Source organism: Streptomyces sp. NPDC097595 (assembly GCF_044761525.1).
Classification (GTDB): domain Bacteria; phylum Actinomycetota; class Actinomycetes; order Streptomycetales; family Streptomycetaceae; genus Streptomyces; species Streptomyces drozdowiczii_A.
The window spans coordinates 56,041-71,790 of sequence record NZ_JBIWCN010000015.1; the positions used below are offsets into that span (position 1 = coordinate 56,041).

The 15,750-nt window shown below is 72.1% G+C and carries 18 protein-coding genes; 6 read left to right on the plus strand and 12 right to left on the minus strand.

Annotation, left to right across the window (positions count from 1 at the left end; genetic code table 11):
- Window positions 1-31 precede the first annotated feature (31 nt).
- The gene (locus ACIQZN_RS22790; protein ID WP_403996782.1) at window positions 32-1,177 is read left to right on the plus strand and encodes a cystathionine gamma-synthase; all 1,146 of its coding nucleotides are present in this window, start codon (window positions 32-34) and stop codon (window positions 1,175-1,177) included.
- A gap of 54 nt (window positions 1,178-1,231) precedes the next feature.
- On the opposite strand, the gene ACIQZN_RS22795 is transcribed toward ACIQZN_RS22790, so the two are convergent.
- The 4 genes from ACIQZN_RS22795 to ACIQZN_RS22810 are packed head-to-tail and all read right to left on the minus strand — an operon-like array spanning window position 1,232 to window position 2,801.
- A complete protein-coding gene (locus tag ACIQZN_RS22795) occupies window positions 1,232-1,417 on the minus strand; it encodes a DUF1059 domain-containing protein (protein WP_403996785.1) in 186 nt (61 codons plus the stop codon).
- Window positions 1,418-1,473: 56 nt separating this feature from the next.
- Window positions 1,474-1,722 (minus strand): hypothetical protein, encoded by a 249-nt coding sequence (locus ACIQZN_RS22800; protein WP_403996788.1) that lies wholly within the window; start codon window positions 1,720-1,722, stop codon window positions 1,474-1,476.
- Window positions 1,719-2,213, minus strand: coding sequence for a sigma factor-like helix-turn-helix DNA-binding protein (locus ACIQZN_RS22805; protein WP_403996791.1), 495 nt, complete (start codon window positions 2,211-2,213; stop codon window positions 1,719-1,721). The genes ACIQZN_RS22800 and ACIQZN_RS22805 overlap by 4 nt, the downstream gene beginning before the upstream one ends.
- A 57-nt stretch (window positions 2,214-2,270) precedes the next feature.
- Window positions 2,271-2,801: a MarR family winged helix-turn-helix transcriptional regulator gene (locus ACIQZN_RS22810; RefSeq protein ID WP_073964263.1), complete on the minus strand. Its 531-nt coding sequence runs from the start codon at window positions 2,799-2,801 to the stop codon at window positions 2,271-2,273.
- Window positions 2,802-2,957: 156 nt separating this feature from the next.
- On the opposite strand from ACIQZN_RS22810, the gene ilvA reads away from it, so the two are divergent.
- The 3 genes from ilvA (at window position 2,958) to ACIQZN_RS22825 (ending at window position 6,136) form a co-directional block, all read left to right on the plus strand.
- The gene (gene ilvA, locus ACIQZN_RS22815; protein WP_403996794.1) at window positions 2,958-4,187 is read left to right on the plus strand and encodes a threonine ammonia-lyase; all 1,230 of its coding nucleotides are present in this window, start codon (window positions 2,958-2,960) and stop codon (window positions 4,185-4,187) included.
- Between the two features lie 102 nt (window positions 4,188-4,289).
- On the plus strand, window positions 4,290-5,276 hold the full coding sequence (locus ACIQZN_RS22820) for an ATP-binding cassette domain-containing protein (RefSeq protein WP_403996797.1): 987 nt from the start codon (window positions 4,290-4,292) through the stop codon (window positions 5,274-5,276).
- On the plus strand, window positions 5,273-6,136 hold the full coding sequence (locus tag ACIQZN_RS22825) for an ABC transporter permease (protein WP_403996800.1): 864 nt from the start codon (window positions 5,273-5,275) through the stop codon (window positions 6,134-6,136). Before ACIQZN_RS22820 ends, ACIQZN_RS22825 begins: the two co-directional genes overlap by 4 nt.
- Window positions 6,137-6,202: 66 nt before the next feature.
- On the opposite strand, the gene greA is transcribed toward ACIQZN_RS22825, so the two are convergent.
- Window positions 6,203-6,700: a transcription elongation factor GreA gene (greA, locus tag ACIQZN_RS22830; protein ID WP_403996803.1), complete on the minus strand. Its 498-nt coding sequence runs from the start codon at window positions 6,698-6,700 to the stop codon at window positions 6,203-6,205.
- Window positions 6,701-6,883: 183 nt separating this feature from the next.
- Complete coding sequence (locus ACIQZN_RS22835) at window positions 6,884-7,300, minus strand: DUF4307 domain-containing protein (RefSeq protein WP_403996806.1); 417 nt, start codon at window positions 7,298-7,300, stop codon at window positions 6,884-6,886.
- Window positions 7,301-7,397: 97 nt separating this feature from the next.
- Between ACIQZN_RS22835 and mca the strand changes: the two genes are divergently transcribed.
- Window positions 7,398-8,279, plus strand: a complete 882-nt coding sequence (mca, locus tag ACIQZN_RS22840; protein ID WP_403996809.1) for a mycothiol conjugate amidase Mca — start codon at window positions 7,398-7,400, stop codon at window positions 8,277-8,279.
- 1 nt (window position 8,280) lies between these two features.
- A complete protein-coding gene (locus tag ACIQZN_RS22845) occupies window positions 8,281-8,505 on the plus strand; it encodes a hypothetical protein (protein ID WP_403996812.1) in 225 nt (74 codons plus the stop codon).
- A gap of 122 nt (window positions 8,506-8,627) precedes the next feature.
- Here the strand turns inward: ACIQZN_RS22845 and ACIQZN_RS22850 are convergent, their stop codons facing one another.
- The 6 genes from ACIQZN_RS22850 to ACIQZN_RS22875 form a co-directional block, all read right to left on the minus strand.
- A complete protein-coding gene (locus tag ACIQZN_RS22850; protein WP_403996815.1) occupies window positions 8,628-11,807 on the minus strand; it encodes a tetratricopeptide repeat protein in 3,180 nt (1,059 codons plus the stop codon).
- An 87-nt stretch (window positions 11,808-11,894) separates the two neighbouring features.
- Window positions 11,895-12,740: an HAD family hydrolase gene (locus ACIQZN_RS22855; protein WP_403996818.1), complete on the minus strand. Its 846-nt coding sequence runs from the start codon at window positions 12,738-12,740 to the stop codon at window positions 11,895-11,897.
- Between the two features lie 7 nt (window positions 12,741-12,747).
- Entirely contained in the window at window positions 12,748-13,989 is a 1,242-nt protein-coding gene (locus ACIQZN_RS22860; RefSeq protein WP_403996821.1) for an NAD(P)/FAD-dependent oxidoreductase, read from the minus strand.
- 71 nt (window positions 13,990-14,060) lie between these two features.
- A complete protein-coding gene (locus tag ACIQZN_RS22865) occupies window positions 14,061-14,303 on the minus strand; it encodes a hypothetical protein (protein ID WP_164626318.1) in 243 nt (80 codons plus the stop codon).
- Window positions 14,293-14,826, minus strand: a complete 534-nt coding sequence (locus tag ACIQZN_RS22870) for an NUDIX domain-containing protein (protein ID WP_403996824.1) — start codon at window positions 14,824-14,826, stop codon at window positions 14,293-14,295. The genes ACIQZN_RS22865 and ACIQZN_RS22870 overlap by 11 nt, the downstream gene beginning before the upstream one ends.
- A gap of 11 nt (window positions 14,827-14,837) precedes the next feature.
- A complete protein-coding gene (locus ACIQZN_RS22875) occupies window positions 14,838-15,734 on the minus strand; it encodes an aminotransferase class IV (protein ID WP_403996827.1) in 897 nt (298 codons plus the stop codon).
- Window positions 15,735-15,750: the final 16 nt, after the last annotated feature.

The window sequence follows — 15,750 nt, forward strand, 5'->3', positions numbered from 1 at the left end:
CGGGACCTCGTAACGAACTACGCTCGGCCCCATGAGCGACCAGCACAGCTTCGAAACCCGCGCCATCCACGCGGGGAACACGGCCGACCCCCTCACCGGCGCCGTGGTTCCGCCCATCTACCAGGTGTCCACGTACAAGCAGGACGGCGTGGGCGGGCTGCGCGGCGGTTACGAGTACAGCCGCAGCGCCAACCCGACGCGTACCGCCCTGGAGGAGAACCTGGCGGCCCTGGAGGGCGGCCGGCGCGGGCTCGCCTTCGCCTCCGGCCTCGCCGCCGAGGACTGCCTGCTCCGTACGCTGCTGACCCCCGGCGACCACGTGGTCATCCCGAACGACGCCTACGGCGGCACGTTCCGGCTGTTCGCGAAGGTCGCCTCGCGCTGGGGCGTGGAGTTCTCCGTGGCCGACACCTCGGACGTGGCGGCGGTCCGTGCCGCGATCACCCCGCGCACCAAGGCGGTCTGGGTGGAGACCCCGTCCAACCCGCTGCTCGGCATCACCGACATCGCCGCCGTCGCCCAGGTCGCCCGCACCGCGGGGGCGCGGCTCGTCGTGGACAACACCTTCGCGAGCCCCTACCTCCAGCAGCCGCTGGCGCTCGGCGCGGACGTCGTCGTGCACTCCACCACCAAGTACATGGGCGGCCACTCGGACGTCGTCGGCGGCGCGCTGATCGTCAACGACCCGGATCTGGCGGACGAGTTGGTCTTCCACCAGAACGCGATGGGCGGGGTGGCCGGCCCGTTCGACGCCTGGCTGGTGCTGCGCGGCATCAAGACGCTCGCCGTGCGCATGGACCGCCACGGCGAGAACGCCACCAAGGTCGCCGAGCTGCTGAGCCGGCACCCCAAGGTCTCCCAGGTCCTCTACCCGGGCCTGCCCGAGCACCCGGGCCACGAGGTCGCCGCCAAGCAGATGCGGTCCTTCGGCGGCATGGTGTCCTTCCGCGTCGAGGGTGGCGAGGAGGCGGCGCTGGAAGTCTGCAACCGGGCGAAGCTGTTCACCCTGGGCGAGTCCCTGGGCGGCGTCGAATCGCTGCTTGAGCACCCCGGCCGCATGACGCACGCCTCGGCGGCCGGCTCCCCGCTGGAGGTCCCGGCCGACCTGGTCCGCCTCTCCGTCGGCATCGAGAACGCGGACGACCTGCTCGCGGACCTGACGCAGGCGCTGGGTTAAGCCGGCAAGAAAAGGGGGCGGGACCGGGAGTCTCCGGTCCCGCCCGCTCGGGCTTCAGGCCGGTTCGTCCTCCAGCGTCGCCCTGACCTGCTCCCGCAGCTCGGGACCGTCCGTGTGCTGGTGGACGGAGACGGCGTGCTCGCTCGCGGCCCGCACGACTTCCTCCTCCTCGCCGGCGATCGTCAGCGAGCAGTTCGATTCGCTCGGATACTTGCGGCAGTCAGCGATTTTCCGGGTCATGACAGCCTCCTGACCACTCCTTTCCAGGGTAGTCCGGAACGCTCCGCCCGCCGCGTCTACCAGCTCTCCACCGGCGTCGTCTCCGCCGGAGGCGTCTCCCACGGCCGCACCGCCAGGGCCCAGACGGTGAACGCGGTGACCGCCGCGATCAGCGCCATCACCCAGAGCCTGCGCAGCGCCCGCCGGCGCCGCAGCAGCCGCCCGCCCCGTTCCGCCGCCGACGCGGCCAGATCGGCGGGCACCTGCGGATGCGGGCCCTCCAGCATCCGGCGCACCTCGTCCTCGCGCCGCCCGGTGCCGCTCACGGCGCGGCCCCGAGCAGCCGGGCCGGGCCCCGGCGCGCGGTCGGGGCCCTGGTGCCGCGCAGGGTGGCCACCGACCGGTTGCAGACCGCGCGCACCCGGTCCTCGGGCAGCCCGAGCAGGGCCGCCGTCTGCTCCTCCGGGACCCCTTCGTACAGCCGCAGCACCAGCACGAGGCGTTCCTGCGGGGTCAGCAGGTCCAGCAGGCCGCCGCGCGGCCGGTGGTGGCGCCACGCCTCGCGGGCGAACCTGGCCGCCAGCTCCTGCCGGGTGCGGTTGTACGGGTCCTCGCCCCGCAGCCGCTCCCAGCCGGCGAACGTCCGGGCCAGCGAGGCCGTCAGCAGCCGCCGCGCGTGCGGGTTGGCGCCGGGTGCGTCCGCCGGTTCGGCGGTGAGCAGCGTGGCCGTGTGCAGCAGACGGCCCGCCGCGCCCGCGACAAAGGACTCGAAGTCCTGGGCGCGGCCCCGCAGCGGGCCCGCATGACGCTCTCGCACCCGTCAATCCGAACGCGCCGCGGCCCCCAGGTCAACCCCTGGGGACACAGCGGGCGTTCAGTTCGCGTGCGCCGTCTGGTGCGCGGTCTGCCGGGCCGCCAGCGCCGCGTTGAACCGGGTGAGCAGCGCGCAGAACGTGTCCCGCTCCTCCTCGCTCCACCCGTCCGTCACCTGCGACATCAACTCCCGCCGCGAGTCCCGGACCTCGTCAAGACGGGCCTGGCCGCGCGGCGACAGCTGGAGCACGACCGCCCGCCCGTCCTCCGGGTGCGAGGTCCGCTTCACCAGTCCGGTGTCGACCAGCGGCGCGACCTGCCGGGTCACCGTGGACGAGTCGATCCCCATCCCGGCGGCCAGCGCCTTGACGCCCATCGGACCTTCCCGATCCAGCCGGTTCAGCAGCAGATAGGCCGCCCGGTCCATGGAGTTGCGCACCTGGCCCACCCCGCCGAGACGGGTCTGCTCGGCCCGGCGGGCGAATACGGCCACCTGATGCTGAAGGGTGTCGAGAACGTGGTCGGGACCCGGGTTTTCCGGGGCGGCGCCCCCGGATGGAGACGAGGCAGTCGTCATGTCCTGAGGGGGCATGGCCGGGGGCTCTCTTCGTGCGGTGTCGGATGGGTGGGGGACAGAGTACGCGGCCCCGGGGCAACGCGTACCAGTGCTGCACAAACCTGCGGACATCGGCGCAGGACGGCCCCGCAAGCGGCGGCCGGGACCCCTCCGAGCTGCAAGACTTACGGTATGAACTTCCCGTCGCCCGGCAGCTTTCCCTCCGTGATCCTCGATGACGTACGGGGGGCGCAGAAGATGCTCTCCGGGGTCGCCAAGGTCACCCCGCTCGAAGGAAGCCGCCATCTCTCGGGCCTCGTGGGCGCGCCCGTCCTCTTCAAGTGCGAGAACCTCCAGCGGACCGGCTCGTTCAAACTGCGGGGCGCCTACGTACGCATCTCGGGGCTCACCCCGGTCGAACGCGCCGCAGGGGTGGTGGCCGCGAGCGCCGGGAACCATGCGCAGGGTGTCGCCCTCGCGTCTGCGCTCCTCGGCGTACGCTCCACGGTCTTCATGCCCGTCGGGGCACCGCTGCCGAAGGTCGCCGCCACCCGCGAGTACGGGGCCCGGGTGCGGCTGCACGGCACGGTCGTGGACGAGACCCTGGCCGCCGCGCAGGAGTACGCGCGCGAGACCGGCGCGGTGTTCATCCATCCCTTCGACCACGCCGACATCATCGCCGGACAGGGCACGGTCGGCCTGGAGATCCTGGAGCAGTGCCCCGAGGTCCGGACGATCGTCGTCGGCATGGGCGGCGGCGGGCTCGCGGCCGGCATCGCGGTCGCGGTCAAGGCCGTCCGGCCCGATGTGCGCATCGTCGGCGTGCAGGCGGCCGGCGCCGCGTCCTACCCGCCCTCCCTCGCGGCCGACCGCCCCGTCTCCATCGGCTCGCTCCAGACCATGGCGGACGGCATCAAGGTCGGACGCCCCGGCGATGTGCCGTTCGCCCTGGTCAGGGACCTGGTGGACGAGGTGCGTACGGTCTCCGAGGACGAGCTGTCCAGCGCCCTGCTGCTCTGCCTGGAGCGGGCCAAGATGGTGGTCGAACCCGCCGGGGCGAGCCCGGTCGCCGCGCTCCTCAGCGATCCGAAGGCGTTCCACGGCCCGGTGGTGGCGCTGCTCTCCGGCGGCAATGTGGACCCGTTGCTGATGCAGCGCATCCTCACCCACGGCATGGCGGCGGCCGGGCGCTACCTCAGCCTGCGGCTGCGGCTCACCGACCGGCCCGGCGCGCTGGCCACCATGCTCGGCGTCCTCTCGGTCGCCGACGCCAATGTGCTCGACGTCAGCCATGCCCGTACGGACCCCCGGCTCGGCCTCACCGAGGCGGAGGTGGAACTGCACCTGGAGACCAAGGGGCCGGAGCACTGCGACGACGTGAAGGCGGCGCTGCGGGACGCGGGCTATTTGGTGATGGGCTGACGATCTGTGCGCCGCTCGTGTGTTCACCGGGCACGGCACCCCCGGCGTCCCTAGGATCTGGACCTGAGAGGTAGCCACCCGAACGCACTGGGGGAATCCCATATGCCAGGCGCCATCTACGCCGAAGGGCTCGTCAAGACCTTCGGTGACGTCACTGCACTCGGCGGCGTCGACCTCGACGTGCCGGAAGGCACCGTGCTCGGACTCCTCGGCCCCAACGGGGCCGGCAAGACGACCGCCGTCCGGGTCCTGACGACCCTGCTCAGGCCGGACAGCGGCAGCGCCTTCGTGGCGGGGATCGACGTCCTGAAACACCCCAACGAGGTGCGGCGCTCGATCGGGCTCTCCGGCCAGTTCGCCGCCGTCGACGAATACCTGACCGGCCGCGAGAACCTCCGCATGGTCGGCCAGCTCTACCAGATGAGCGGGCGCGCGGCGAAGGCCCGGGCGGGCGAGCTGCTCGACCGCTTCAACCTGGCCGACGCGGCGGACCGCCCGGCCAAGACGTACTCCGGGGGCATGCGCCGCCGCCTCGACCTGGCGGCGGCGCTCGTCGTGTCGCCGCCGGTCATGTTCATGGACGAGCCGACGACCGGGCTCGACCCGCGCAACCGCCAGCAGCTCTGGGAGGTCATCGAGGAACTGGTCGCCGGCGGGACGACCCTGCTGCTGACCACGCAGTATCTGGAGGAGGCGGACCACCTCGCCCACGACATCTGCGTGATCGACCACGGACGCGCCATCGCACGCGGCACCTCCGACCAGCTCAAGGCCCGCATCGGCGGCGAGCGCGTCGAGGTCGTCGTGCACGACCCCGAGCAGATCGAGCCCGCGCGCACCGTCCTCACCCGCCTCGGCAAGGGCGAGACCGCCGTCCTGCCGAACATGCGCAAGCTGACCGTCCCGGTCGACGGCGGCGCCAAGCTCCTCGCCGAGGTCATCCGCGACCTCGACGCCCAGGGCGTGGAGATCGACGACATCGGGCTGCGCCGCCCCACCCTGGACGACGTGTTCATCTCCCTCACCGGCCACGCGGCCGAGCAGGAGAAGAACGAGGCCGGGAATTCCGGAACGGAGACGGAGAAATGAGCGCCCTCAGCGAAGCCCGTACCGCCGCCCCACGCCCGGGCGGCGGCATCGGCCAGTCGGTCCGCGACTCCCTGGTCATCGGCAAGCGGAACCTCATCCGGATGACCCGCATCCCCGAGATGATCCTGTTCGGGATCATCCAGCCGGTCATGTTCGTGGTGCTCTTCACGTACGTGTTCGGCGGCTCGATCGCCATTCCGGGCGCGGGCGTCAGTGCGAGCGCGTACAAGGAATTCCTGATGGCCGGCATTTTCGCGCAGACGGTGACCTTCGCCACGGCGGGCGCCGGCGCGGGCATCGCGGAGGACATGCACAAGGGCCTCATCGACCGGTTCAGGTCGCTGCCGATGGCCCGGGGCGCGGTGCTGACCGGGCGGACGCTGGCCGACCTGGTGCAGACCGCCGTCACGCTCGTCGTCCTCGCGGGCGTCGCCCTGCTCGTCGGCTGGCGCACCCACGAGAACATCGGAAAGGTCCTCGGCGGCTTCGCGCTGCTGCTGCTCCTCGGCTACGCCTTCACCTGGATCGGCGCGCTGATCGGCCTGACCGTCCGCACCCCGGAGGCGGCCACCTCCGGCGGCCTGATCTGGCTCTTCCCGCTGACGTTCATCTCGAACGCCTTCGTACCGGTCAACGGCATGCCGACCTTTTTGCAGTACGTCGCCGAGTGGAACCCCTTCAGTGCCACGGTGGCGGCGGCCCGCGAACTGTTCGGCAACACCATCGAGGGCGTCCCGAAGTCGGTGACCGGCGCCTGGCCGATGGAGCACCCCGTCTGGGCCTCGCTGATCTGGTCCGTGCTGATCATCGTGGTCTTCCGGACCCTGGCCGTACGCAAGTACCGCTCGGTCTCCCACTGAGGGCCCGGCCCTGGATATGGAGGAGCCCCGGCCGCACCGCGCGGCCGGGGCTCTCTCACGTACGGGTCAGCCCGTGTACGGCTTCGCCGACAGGATCTTCACCGTGGCGGTCCTGCCGTTCGGCAGCTCGTAGTCGGCGTCGTCACCGGTCTTCTTGCCGTTCACGCCCACGCCGAGCGGCGACTGCGGGGAGTACGTCTCGATGTCCGCGCTCGCGTACTCACGGGAGGCCAGGAGGAAGGTCATGGTGTCGTCCTCGTCGCCGTCGAAGGCGATCGTGACGACCATGCCGGGCTCGACCACGCCGTCGTCGGCCGGTGCCTCGCCGACCTTCGCGTGTTCGAGGAGCTGGGTCAGCTGGCGCACCCGGAGCTCCATCTTGCCCTGCTCCTCCTTGGCCGCGTGGTACCCGCCGTTCTCGCGCAGGTCCCCCTCCTCACGGGCCGCCGCGATCTTGACGGCGATCTCCGTGCGCGCGGGACCAGACAGGTACTCCAGCTCGGCCTTGAGCTGGTTGTACGCCTCCTGCGTGAGCCAGGTGACGTTTTCGCTGGTCTGGGTCACAGGGTGCTCCTCGTCGGTACTGGGAATACAAAGCAACGCCCTACCCGCAAGCATGCGCTGCTGCGGGTGGGCGAAACCACGAGCCTAACAATTCACCGGGAAAAGGGGGAGAAGGTAAAACTCCCGACCGCGGAAACCGCAGGTCAGGGCCGGTTAAATGGGGTTACGACGGGCGTGCTGCGGTCAACTCGACGCCCCGCCGTCGTCCGTGCAGCCCAGCAGCTCGACGGCGGTCGCCCGGGATGTCGTCCGCAGGGTCAGGATCCTGTCGATCCGGCCGCTGTCGTCGTCGAATCGGAAGTCCTTGCGGGCGACCTCCGTACCGTTCTCGCTCAGCGAGCGGAGGGTGCAGTAGCCCTTGTCGTCCCGGCCCTTGCGGACCTCCAGATGCACCTCGACGCGCTCGTCCGAGGTGACCTTGAATTTGATCATCTCGGCGCTGAGGCCCTTGCCCCCCACGTAGTCGTAGCCGATCCAGCCGACCACACCCAGCAGGGCGACGCCCAGCACCGAGCCGATGATCTTGAGCTTGCGGTCCGCGCGCCGGTCCGCGGAGCGGCCGTAGCGGTTCTCGGGAAGCGCCTCGCGCACCGCCGTCATGATCGTTCCTCCCGTGCCGGGAATCGAGGAATTTTCCACCCCCCGGTTCAGTCACTATAGAAGTTGCACTTCGCGACCAATGACTGAGGATCGAGTCTTGACTGAGCAGCTTCGACTGATGGCCGTACACGCTCACCCCGACGACGAGTCGAGCAAGGGCGCGGCCACCATGGCCAAGTATGTGTCCGAGGGGGTGGACGTGCTGGTCGTGACCTGCACGGGAGGCGAGCGCGGCTCCATCCTCAACCCGAAACTCCAGGGCGACGCGTACATCGAGGAGAACATCCACGAGGTGCGCCGCAAAGAGATGGACGAGGCCCGGGAGATCCTGGGCGTCAAGCAGGAGTGGCTGGGCTTCGTGGACTCGGGCCTGCCCGAGGGCGACCCGCTGCCCCCGCTCCCCGAGGGCTGCTTCGCCCTGGAGGACGAGACCGTCGCGGCCGGCCGCCTCGTCGCGCAGATCCGCGCGTTCCGGCCGCAGGTCATCACCACGTACGACGAGAACGGGGGCTACCCGCACCCCGACCACATCATGACCCACACCATCTCGATGATCGCCTTCGAGGGCGCGGCGGACACCGAGAGGTTCCCCGAGGCGGAGTTCGGCCCCGCCTGGACGCCGCAGAAGCTCTACTACAACCAGGGCTTCAACCGGCCGCGCACGGTCGCCCTGCACGAGGCGCTGCTCGCCCGCGGCATGGAGTCGCCGTACGGGGAGTGGCTGGAGCGCTGGAAGGAGTTCGGGCGCGCCGAGCGCACCCTGACCACGCACGTTCCGTGCGCGGACTTCTTCGAGATCCGTGACAAGGCGCTGATCGCGCACGCCACGCAGATCGATCCGGACGGCGGCTGGTTCCGCGTCCCGATGGACATCCAGCGGGAGGTCTGGCCGACCGAGGAGTACGAGCTGGCGAAGTCTCTGGTCGATACCTCCCTCCCCGAGAGCGACCTCTTCGCGGGCATCCGCGACAATGCCTGATATGTACGCGACTCAGGCACTGACGAACCTCGTCCCGCTCGCCGAGGAACTCGACAAGAACAAGGTGACCCCCGGGGTCCTCGGCTTCATCGTCTTCGCGGCGCTCGCCGTGGGGGTGTGGGCGCTGATGAAGTCGATGAACCGGCACATGGGGCGGGTGAACTTCGAGGAACGGCCGGCGGAGCCGGCGTCTGAAGCCGAGCCGGCGTCCGCCGAGCGGAAGTAGTACGGCGGGGCGCTTGGCTGCGCCCCGCCTGCCGTGTCCTCAATCGCCGGACGGGCTGAAAAGATGCCCTCAATCGCCGGGCGGGCTGGATGGTGGCCGGTCCGGCGTTGATGGTGCGGAGGTCAGACCCTTACGCCCATGATCTCCCGCGTCCGGCGTGACGGGGTGAGGTTCAGCGACCACGCCTGCCAGCCCGTTTCCAGGTCCGCGCCGCGGTCCAGGATCACCCGGTACGTGTCCGCGCCGTCGTCCACCTTGGGGTCCCTGGCCGGGTGGCCGGCCGCGCGGAGGTCGGACAGCTCCTGCTGGGCGACGACCGTGCCCACCTCGACGCCGCCCGGTGAGGCGTACGGCAGCAGCGTGCAGCGCAGGAAGCGCGCCCAGTCCGCGCCGCGCGCGTCCCCGTACGAATCGAACAGGACCACCGCCTCGTCGCAGAGCCCGAGGGCCTGGGGCGTCCGCTGGTTGCCCGCGTCGATCAGCGCGAGGTCCAGGCAGGTCCACGCCTCGCCGTGGGCGACCCCGATGCGCCGGAAGTCCGCCCGCGCGTCGGCGAGCAGCTGGCGGGCGAAGCCGGAATTGCGCAGGTTGCCCGTCTGCGCCGCCCGTTGGTCCCGGCTGACGCGCCCCGAGTGGTGCCGGGCGCACGCGAGACCGTAGACATCGCGCATCCGCGAGAACATCGTGCGGGCCCGCTCCAGCTGCCGGACGGCCTCCACCGTGTCGCCGGTCTCCTCCAGCGCCTGGCCCAGGTAGTACAGGGTCCACGCCTCGCCGCGCGCGTCCTCGTTGTCCCGGTGGCGGGCCAGGGCCGCGGTCAGCTGCTCGACCGCCGCGCCGGGCTCGCCGTCCAGCAGCCGGGCCCGGGCCAGCTGGGTCGTCGCCCACGCCGTGCCGCGCTCGTCCCGGGTCCGCCCGTACAGATCGAGGGCGGCGCGCAGCTCGGCCTCGGCCGGCTCCACCTCGCCCAGGCGCAGCCGGACCTGGCCGGACTGGAAGCGGGTCCACGCCTCCCCGTGCAGCGACTCGCCCTCGCGGTGCAGGGTGAGCGCGGTGTCCAGCAGGGCCACCGCCTCGGCCAGGTTGCCCCGGTCGCGTTCGACGGCGGCCAGCGCGTGCAGCGACCAGGCCCGGTCCGCGTCCTGCCCGGCGGCGAGCTGGAGCTCCATCGCCTCGCGGAGCCGGGCCGCCGCCTCGGTCAGATTGCCCTGGTGGTGCAGCGTGATCCCGAGGGAGCACAGCGCCAGCGCCGTACCGGCGTCGTTCTGCGCCTCCCGGTACAGGCCGACGACGGAGGACAGCGTGGTGCGGGCCTTGTCCAGCTCGCCCAGCTGCCGGGCCGCGATGCCCGTACGCCAGCGCACCGACCGTTCGAGGAGACCCTGGTCGACCGCCTGGGACAGCTCGCTGATCTCGCCCAGCCGGTAGAGGTCGCCGCGCAGCAGGCAGTAGTCGCACAGCGCGCCGAGCAGGGCGAGCACCGCCGCCTGGTCGACGCCCTCCGCGTGGCGCAGGGCGGACGTGATGAAGCTCGACTCGTCGTCCAGCCAGCGCAGGGCCGCGTCCAGCGAGCTGAAGCCGTGCGAGCCGAACTGTCCGGCCCGGGTCGACATCTTGCCGTCCACCATCCGGATCACCGCACCGGCCAGCTCCGCGTAGTTCGCGATCAGCCGTTCCTGCGCGGCCGCGCGCTCGGCCGGCTCCTCCTCGTCCAGCAGCCGGGCCAGGGCGAAGCCGCGTACCAGGTCGTGCAGCCGGTAGCGGGAGCCGCGTACATGGTCGAGCAGCCCGGCCCCGGACAGGGCCGTCAGCAGCCGGCCGGCCTCCTGTTCGTCGGCGGAGAGCAGCGCCGCTGCCGCCGCCGCGCCCAGGCTCGCCCGGCCCGCCAGCGCGAGGCGCCGCAGCAGCCGCCTGGCCTGCTCCGACTGGTCGGTGTAGCGCAGCCACAGGGCACGCTCGACAGGCGGCACCGGGCCGTAGGCGGCGAGGTCGGCGGCCAGCACGTCCGCCGTACGCGCCCCGAGCGCGGAACCGGCGACGCGCAGCGCCAGCGGCAGCCCGCCGCACAGCTCGGTGATCGCCTCGCTGGACGGATAGTCGTACGGGCCCGGCTCGGCCTCCTGCGAGACCCCGCGCAGCAGCTCCTCCGCGCCGCCCGGATCGAGGGCCCCGACCTCCAGCCGGTGCACCCAGGCGGGCAGGGAATCGGGCAGGTCCAGCGGCTCGCGGGCGGTGACCAGGACCAGGCTGTCGGAGCGTTCCGGGATCAGCGTGGCGACCTGCTCCGCGTCCCGGGCGTCGTCCAGGACGATCGTCACGGCGGTGCCCGTCAGGTGCTGGTGGTAGAGCTCGCCGAGCCGGCGCACCTGCTGCTCGGCGGACGCGCTGTCCCGGAACAGCAGCTGCTCGCGGGGCGCGCCCAGCCGGTTCAGCAGATGCAGCAGCGCGTCCCGGGTCGGCAGCGGTGCCTCGCCCTCCGCGTCACCGCGCAGGTCCACCACGCACGCGCCCTTGAACTGGTCCTTCAGCTCGTGCGCCGCCCGCACGGCGAGCGTGGTGCGCCCGGCGCCCGGGGGACCGTGCAGCACGACGACGGTCGGCTTGGTCTCGGTCGACGCGCGGGCCGCGTGCACCCACTGCCCGATACGGGCCAGCTCGCCCCGCCGCCCCGCGAACAGCCCGTCGGCCGCCGGGAGATGGCCGAACGACTGCTCAAGGAGCGAGCGCATCCGGGCGGCCGCGCTGCGGTCCCCGCCGCGCAGCGGGGTGCGCGCCTTGGCGGCGGCCTTCTTCGCCGGGGCGCGGGTGCTGGCGGCGAGCATCCGCTGCTGGTCGAGGAACGGGCGTATGCCCCGTACGTCCAGGGCGGCCAGCCATTGCAGCCGCAGCTGGTCCGGACGGGCGCCCGCCCGGTCGGCCGGCCGGTGCGAGGCGGTGGCCTTGGCGACCGTCGCGGTGGCCCCCGCCACGGCGACGACCGCGCCCGCGCCGAGCGCGAGCCCGGACGCCGTGCCGAGCACCACGTCGGCGCCGAAGGCCGCTGCGGCGGCGACACCGGTGACCAGTAACGGCGTCGCCATGCTCTCCCGGCTGAAGCGCTGCCCGTCCGCCGAGGCGTCGAGCGCCTGCACATACGCCGCGTACTCCTCCGCCGCGCCCTCCGCGATGGTGTCGAGGGCGGCCCGCGCCCGGGTCAGCAGGACGGACGGGTCCGTCCGTCCGCCGCTGCGCCGTGCCTCTTCCTCCACCGCCCGTACCAACAGCCGTTCCGCGTCGGCCCGGTGGCCGTCCCGCATCAGCATCTGTGTCCCCCTCAGGCTCCGCTGGTCGCGAGGTCCAGTGTCCTGCGTACGGCGCGTCTGCGCGAGGGAGGGGAGGAGGACCGCGCTCTACGGCCGCGTGCCGTACAGGCGTTGCAGCACGACGCCCACGCCGTCCGCGTCATGGCCGGGCGCCACTTCGTCGGCGACCGCCAGCAGTTCCGGATGCGCGCCGGCCATGGCGACCCCGTGTCCGGCCCAGGCCAGCATGGGGGCGTCGTTGGGCATGTCGCCGAAGGCGATGGTGTCGCCGCCGGTCAGGCCGAGGCGGCGGGCCACGAAGGCGAGCCCCGTGGACTTGTCGAGACCGCGCGGCAGCAGCTCCACCTCGCCGGGGCCCGCCTTGGTGACGCCGACCAGGTGCCCGGCGGCCCGGAGCGCCGCCTCCGCGAGCCGCTCCTCGTCGAGCGTGCGGTGCTGGACGTAGAACTTGCGTACCGGGGCGGCCCACAGCCCGGCGCGGTCCCCGACCGGGACGACCGGCAGGTTCCCGACGGGGTCGTGGCGGTAGCCGGGGCCGGTCAGCACCTGGCCGTCCAGCCCGGCCAGGTCGGCGGCCAGCGACAGCGGCCCGACCTCGGTCTCGATCTTCGCGACGGCCTCGGCGGCGATGACGCGGTCGAGGGTGACCGAGGTCAACTCCCGGTGCGCGTCGGCGTCGTAGACCTGTCCGCCCTGGCCGCACACCGCGAGCCCGGTGTAGTCCAGGGCGTCCAGCACCGGCCGCGTCCAGGCGACCGAGCGTCCGGTGACGACGACATGGCGGGCGCCCCGCCCGGTGGCGAGCGCCAACGCGGCCCGGGTGCGGGGCCCCACCGTATGGTCCGAGCGCAGCAGAGTGCCGTCCAGGTCGGTGGCGATCAGCGCGAAGGGGCGCCGGACCCGGTCGATGCGGGGTGCGGGGGTGGAGGTCATGGTCATCTCAGTGGGCGAACAGGGAGTTGAGGACGCGGATCGGCGGGAGGTCCCGGACCAGGTCGGGACTCTTGACGGCGGCCAGCTCGGTCTCCCACAGCTCGTGGGGCGTCTGGCCGTGGGCGGGGATGACCCCGGGCGGTGCGTCGAGCCGGGGCCAGTCGACCTCGCCGGGGGGCAGCCCGAGCACCGCGCACACGGAACGGACCGCCTCCTCGGCCGCCAACGGCGCCAGGGTGAGCTTCGACGGGCTCGTCACCACGACCCTGCCGTCCAGGAACTCGCGGCCGAACTCATGGGCGACCGTGCCGCTCTGCGGCAGCAGCCCGGACTTGGTGGCGGCGTAACCGGACAACAGGTCGACCCCTTCCAGGGTGTGGGAACCGGCCAGGGAGCGGAGGGTGGTGAGAATCCGGCGGGCCCACCAGCCGGCCAGCTCACCGGAGTCCGGATCCGTGCCGTCGAACGACTGGAAGTCGGAGATCAGCCACGTGGTCCGCCGGTCCGGCCCGATCCTGCTGGCGAGGAAGAGACCGTGGTGCTCCCGCTCCGGGAAGATCGCGCTGACGGCCGGGAGATCCCCCCGGAGCACCAGCATGTGCGACTTCCGGCACTGGACCACGCGGGGCAGCCCCGAGCGTTCCAGGACGCCCGCCGCGCCCGCGCCCGCGGCCACCACGGCGACGCGGGCGGCGACCGGGACCGTGGAGCCGTCCGGGCCGGTGTACTCGGTGGTGACCCCGTTCCCGTCCCGGCCGGTGCGGACCACCTCTCCCCGCGCGACATGAACGCCCGCCTTCTCCAGCCGCTCACCGAGAGTGTGCAGGAGATGGCCCAGATACAGGGTGGACTCACTGCTCCGGAAACAGGAGGTGATGCGCGACGCGAGCCAGGCCGGAGGATCGACCCGTTCCACCGGCAGCCCGGCGGAAGCCCAGTGGGCCGCGGCACCGCGGGCCGCGGCCTCGTCGGCGAAGGCCACCGTGGACCGTTCGGTCACGGGGGTCAGATGCGCCGCCAGCCGGTCCCAGCGGGACGTGGCCCGGGCGAACAGCGACGGCAGCCGCGGCTCGGCCGTGCCGTACGCGTAACCCTGGTGGAGGTAGCCGTGGGACCGTCCCGACTGGCCTCCGCCCGGGCGGCTGCTCTCCACCAGCAGTACACCGATGTCGCGTTCGGCCAGGGCCAGCGCGGTCAGCATGCCGACCATACCGGCGCCGATGACGACGACCTCATAGCGATGGCGCATGCTCTTTCCCGTCTTGGAGGAGATCAGGGCGTCAACAGGGGGGATGGGGTTTTCCGGCCGGCACCGCCCAGTCAGAGAACGGGTTCGATCGCGGCGACGAGACCGGAGGTCTCCGAGATCCGGACCAGCCACTTCTCACTGGAAACCGTCTCCAGCAACAGACTCGACGGGCCGCTCCTGGTCGCCGACCACAGCGGACCGAGGCCGACCAGCAGCAGCCGCTCCCCGCCGTCCGCCAGCCGGCCGACGACGTCCCCGCTGACCAGGGAGACCCGTATGTCGCCCCCCAGGGAGACCTGCGCCTCAGACGCCATCGCCGGCCACCTCGATCAGGGCCATCGCCGCCAGCGTGGCCGAGTCCGGAACGCGTCCCGCCCGCACCGACTCCCGCAGTTCCGGCCAGGACGCGGTCCTGACGCGAAGGTCCCGCTCGAAGACGTCGGGGGATGCTTCGCCCTGACCGGCGGCATCGCCCACGAACACATGGCAGGAGGTCGTGGCGAATCCGCTGCTCTCCGCGAAGCTCCCGACCCGGCGCAGCCCGGTGAGGCGCAGACCCGTCTCCTCCAGAACCTCGCGGTGGGCCGCCGCCTCGGGCGATTCCCCTTCCTCGATCCCGCCCTGGGGGAACTCCAGGCTGGGTGCTCCGTCGAAGGTGGGCCGGGGCAGGTCGACCAGGACCACCCGGCCGTCTTCGAGGCGTACGACGACGAGCACCGAGTCCGGCTTGCTGACCATGAAGTACGGGTGCGTGTCGCCGGTATCGGCCTCGTAGTCCCTGCGGACGACGGAGAACCAGGGATTGCGGTGCACCGTCTCGCGGTTCAGTTCACGCATGGCGCCCCCCATCACGTCAGGGGAGTCAGATAGACCTTCGACAAGACGTGGTGGCCGCGGCAGAGCCGTTCGTAGTCGGCGGCCAGTTCGCGCGCGGTCGCGGTGGCCGCGGCGTCGTCGACGTCGTTGCCGTCGACGCTGTCCAGCAGCCTCAGCCCCATCAGCGTCCCGGCGAGCAGCGGCTGCCCCCGGTACAACTCGTCCCGGTGCACGCCGCGTTCGTTCACCTCGCAGCCCGAGTGCCGGGCGATGTCGAGGACGATGCGCTTGGTGATCGAGTCCAGCACTCCGGAGTCCAGCGAGGGAGTGGTGACGCTCTTGCCGCCGACCAGGAGGACGGCGGCCCCGTCGGCCTCGGCGACATTGCCCCGCTCGTTGAGGATGAGCACGTGCTCGACCCCGTGCTTCAGGCGCTCCCGCTCGAACAGGCGGAAGTCCAGATAGGAGCCGCCTGCCTTGGCCATCGCTCCGATGGGCCCGCCGAACCGCCGGTGGGCGCTGACGACGGCGCGGGCCTGCGGCGGGGCCGTCGGGTTGAACTCGAACCCGCCGATGTAGAGCCCCCCTTCGCTGTTGGGCGACAGCGTCGACCGGCCGCTGACGGCGTAGAAGGTCGGCCGCAGGTAGACGTCCGAGCCCGGGTGGGCGGAGGCGACTTCAGCCAGCGCCGACCACAGCTCGGACCTGGTTGCCGCGGTCGGGATGTCGGCCAGGTGCGCGGAGGCGAAGAGCCGGTCCACGTGCGCCGGGCCGGCCAGGATGTGGTGCGTCCCGGTGCCGGCGTCCCAGAACGCGGTGATGCCCTCGAAGACGTTGGCGCCGCGGAGGGCCGATTCGTCCCAGACGTGGACCCGCGCCTCCTCCCACGGCACTACGGACCCGTTGAACCACATGACTCGATCGCCCATGGCTGCACATCCCGTT

Bases quoted from the DNA above. Each gene is read 5' to 3' on its own strand.
- ACIQZN_RS22825 (WP_403996800.1), top strand. From the start codon at position 5,273: ATGAGCGCCCTCAGCGAAGCCCGTACCGCCGCCCCACGCCCGGGCGGC.
- ACIQZN_RS22845 (WP_403996812.1), top strand. From the start codon at position 8,281: ATGTACGCGACTCAGGCACTGACGAACCTCGTCCCGCTCGCCGAGGAA.
- ACIQZN_RS22810 (WP_073964263.1), bottom strand. From the start codon at position 2,801: ATGCCCCCTCAGGACATGACGACTGCCTCGTCTCCATCCGGGGGCGCC.
- ACIQZN_RS22790 (WP_403996782.1), top strand. From the start codon at position 32: ATGAGCGACCAGCACAGCTTCGAAACCCGCGCCATCCACGCGGGGAAC.
- ilvA (WP_403996794.1), top strand. From the start codon at position 2,958: ATGAACTTCCCGTCGCCCGGCAGCTTTCCCTCCGTGATCCTCGATGAC.
- ACIQZN_RS22855 (WP_403996818.1), bottom strand. From the start codon at position 12,740: ATGACCTCCACCCCCGCACCCCGCATCGACCGGGTCCGGCGCCCCTTC.
- ACIQZN_RS22870 (WP_403996824.1), bottom strand. From the start codon at position 14,826: ATGCGTGAACTGAACCGCGAGACGGTGCACCGCAATCCCTGGTTCTCC.
- ACIQZN_RS22875 (WP_403996827.1), bottom strand. From the start codon at position 15,734: ATGGGCGATCGAGTCATGTGGTTCAACGGGTCCGTAGTGCCGTGGGAG.
- ACIQZN_RS22860 (WP_403996821.1), bottom strand. From the start codon at position 13,989: ATGCGCCATCGCTATGAGGTCGTCGTCATCGGCGCCGGTATGGTCGGC.
- ACIQZN_RS22865 (WP_164626318.1), bottom strand. From the start codon at position 14,303: ATGGCGTCTGAGGCGCAGGTCTCCCTGGGGGGCGACATACGGGTCTCC.
- ACIQZN_RS22795 (WP_403996785.1), bottom strand. From the start codon at position 1,417: ATGACCCGGAAAATCGCTGACTGCCGCAAGTATCCGAGCGAATCGAAC.
- ACIQZN_RS22820 (WP_403996797.1), top strand. From the start codon at position 4,290: ATGCCAGGCGCCATCTACGCCGAAGGGCTCGTCAAGACCTTCGGTGAC.
- ACIQZN_RS22850 (WP_403996815.1), bottom strand. From the start codon at position 11,807: ATGCTGATGCGGGACGGCCACCGGGCCGACGCGGAACGGCTGTTGGTA.
- ACIQZN_RS22835 (WP_403996806.1), bottom strand. From the start codon at position 7,300: ATGACGGCGGTGCGCGAGGCGCTTCCCGAGAACCGCTACGGCCGCTCC.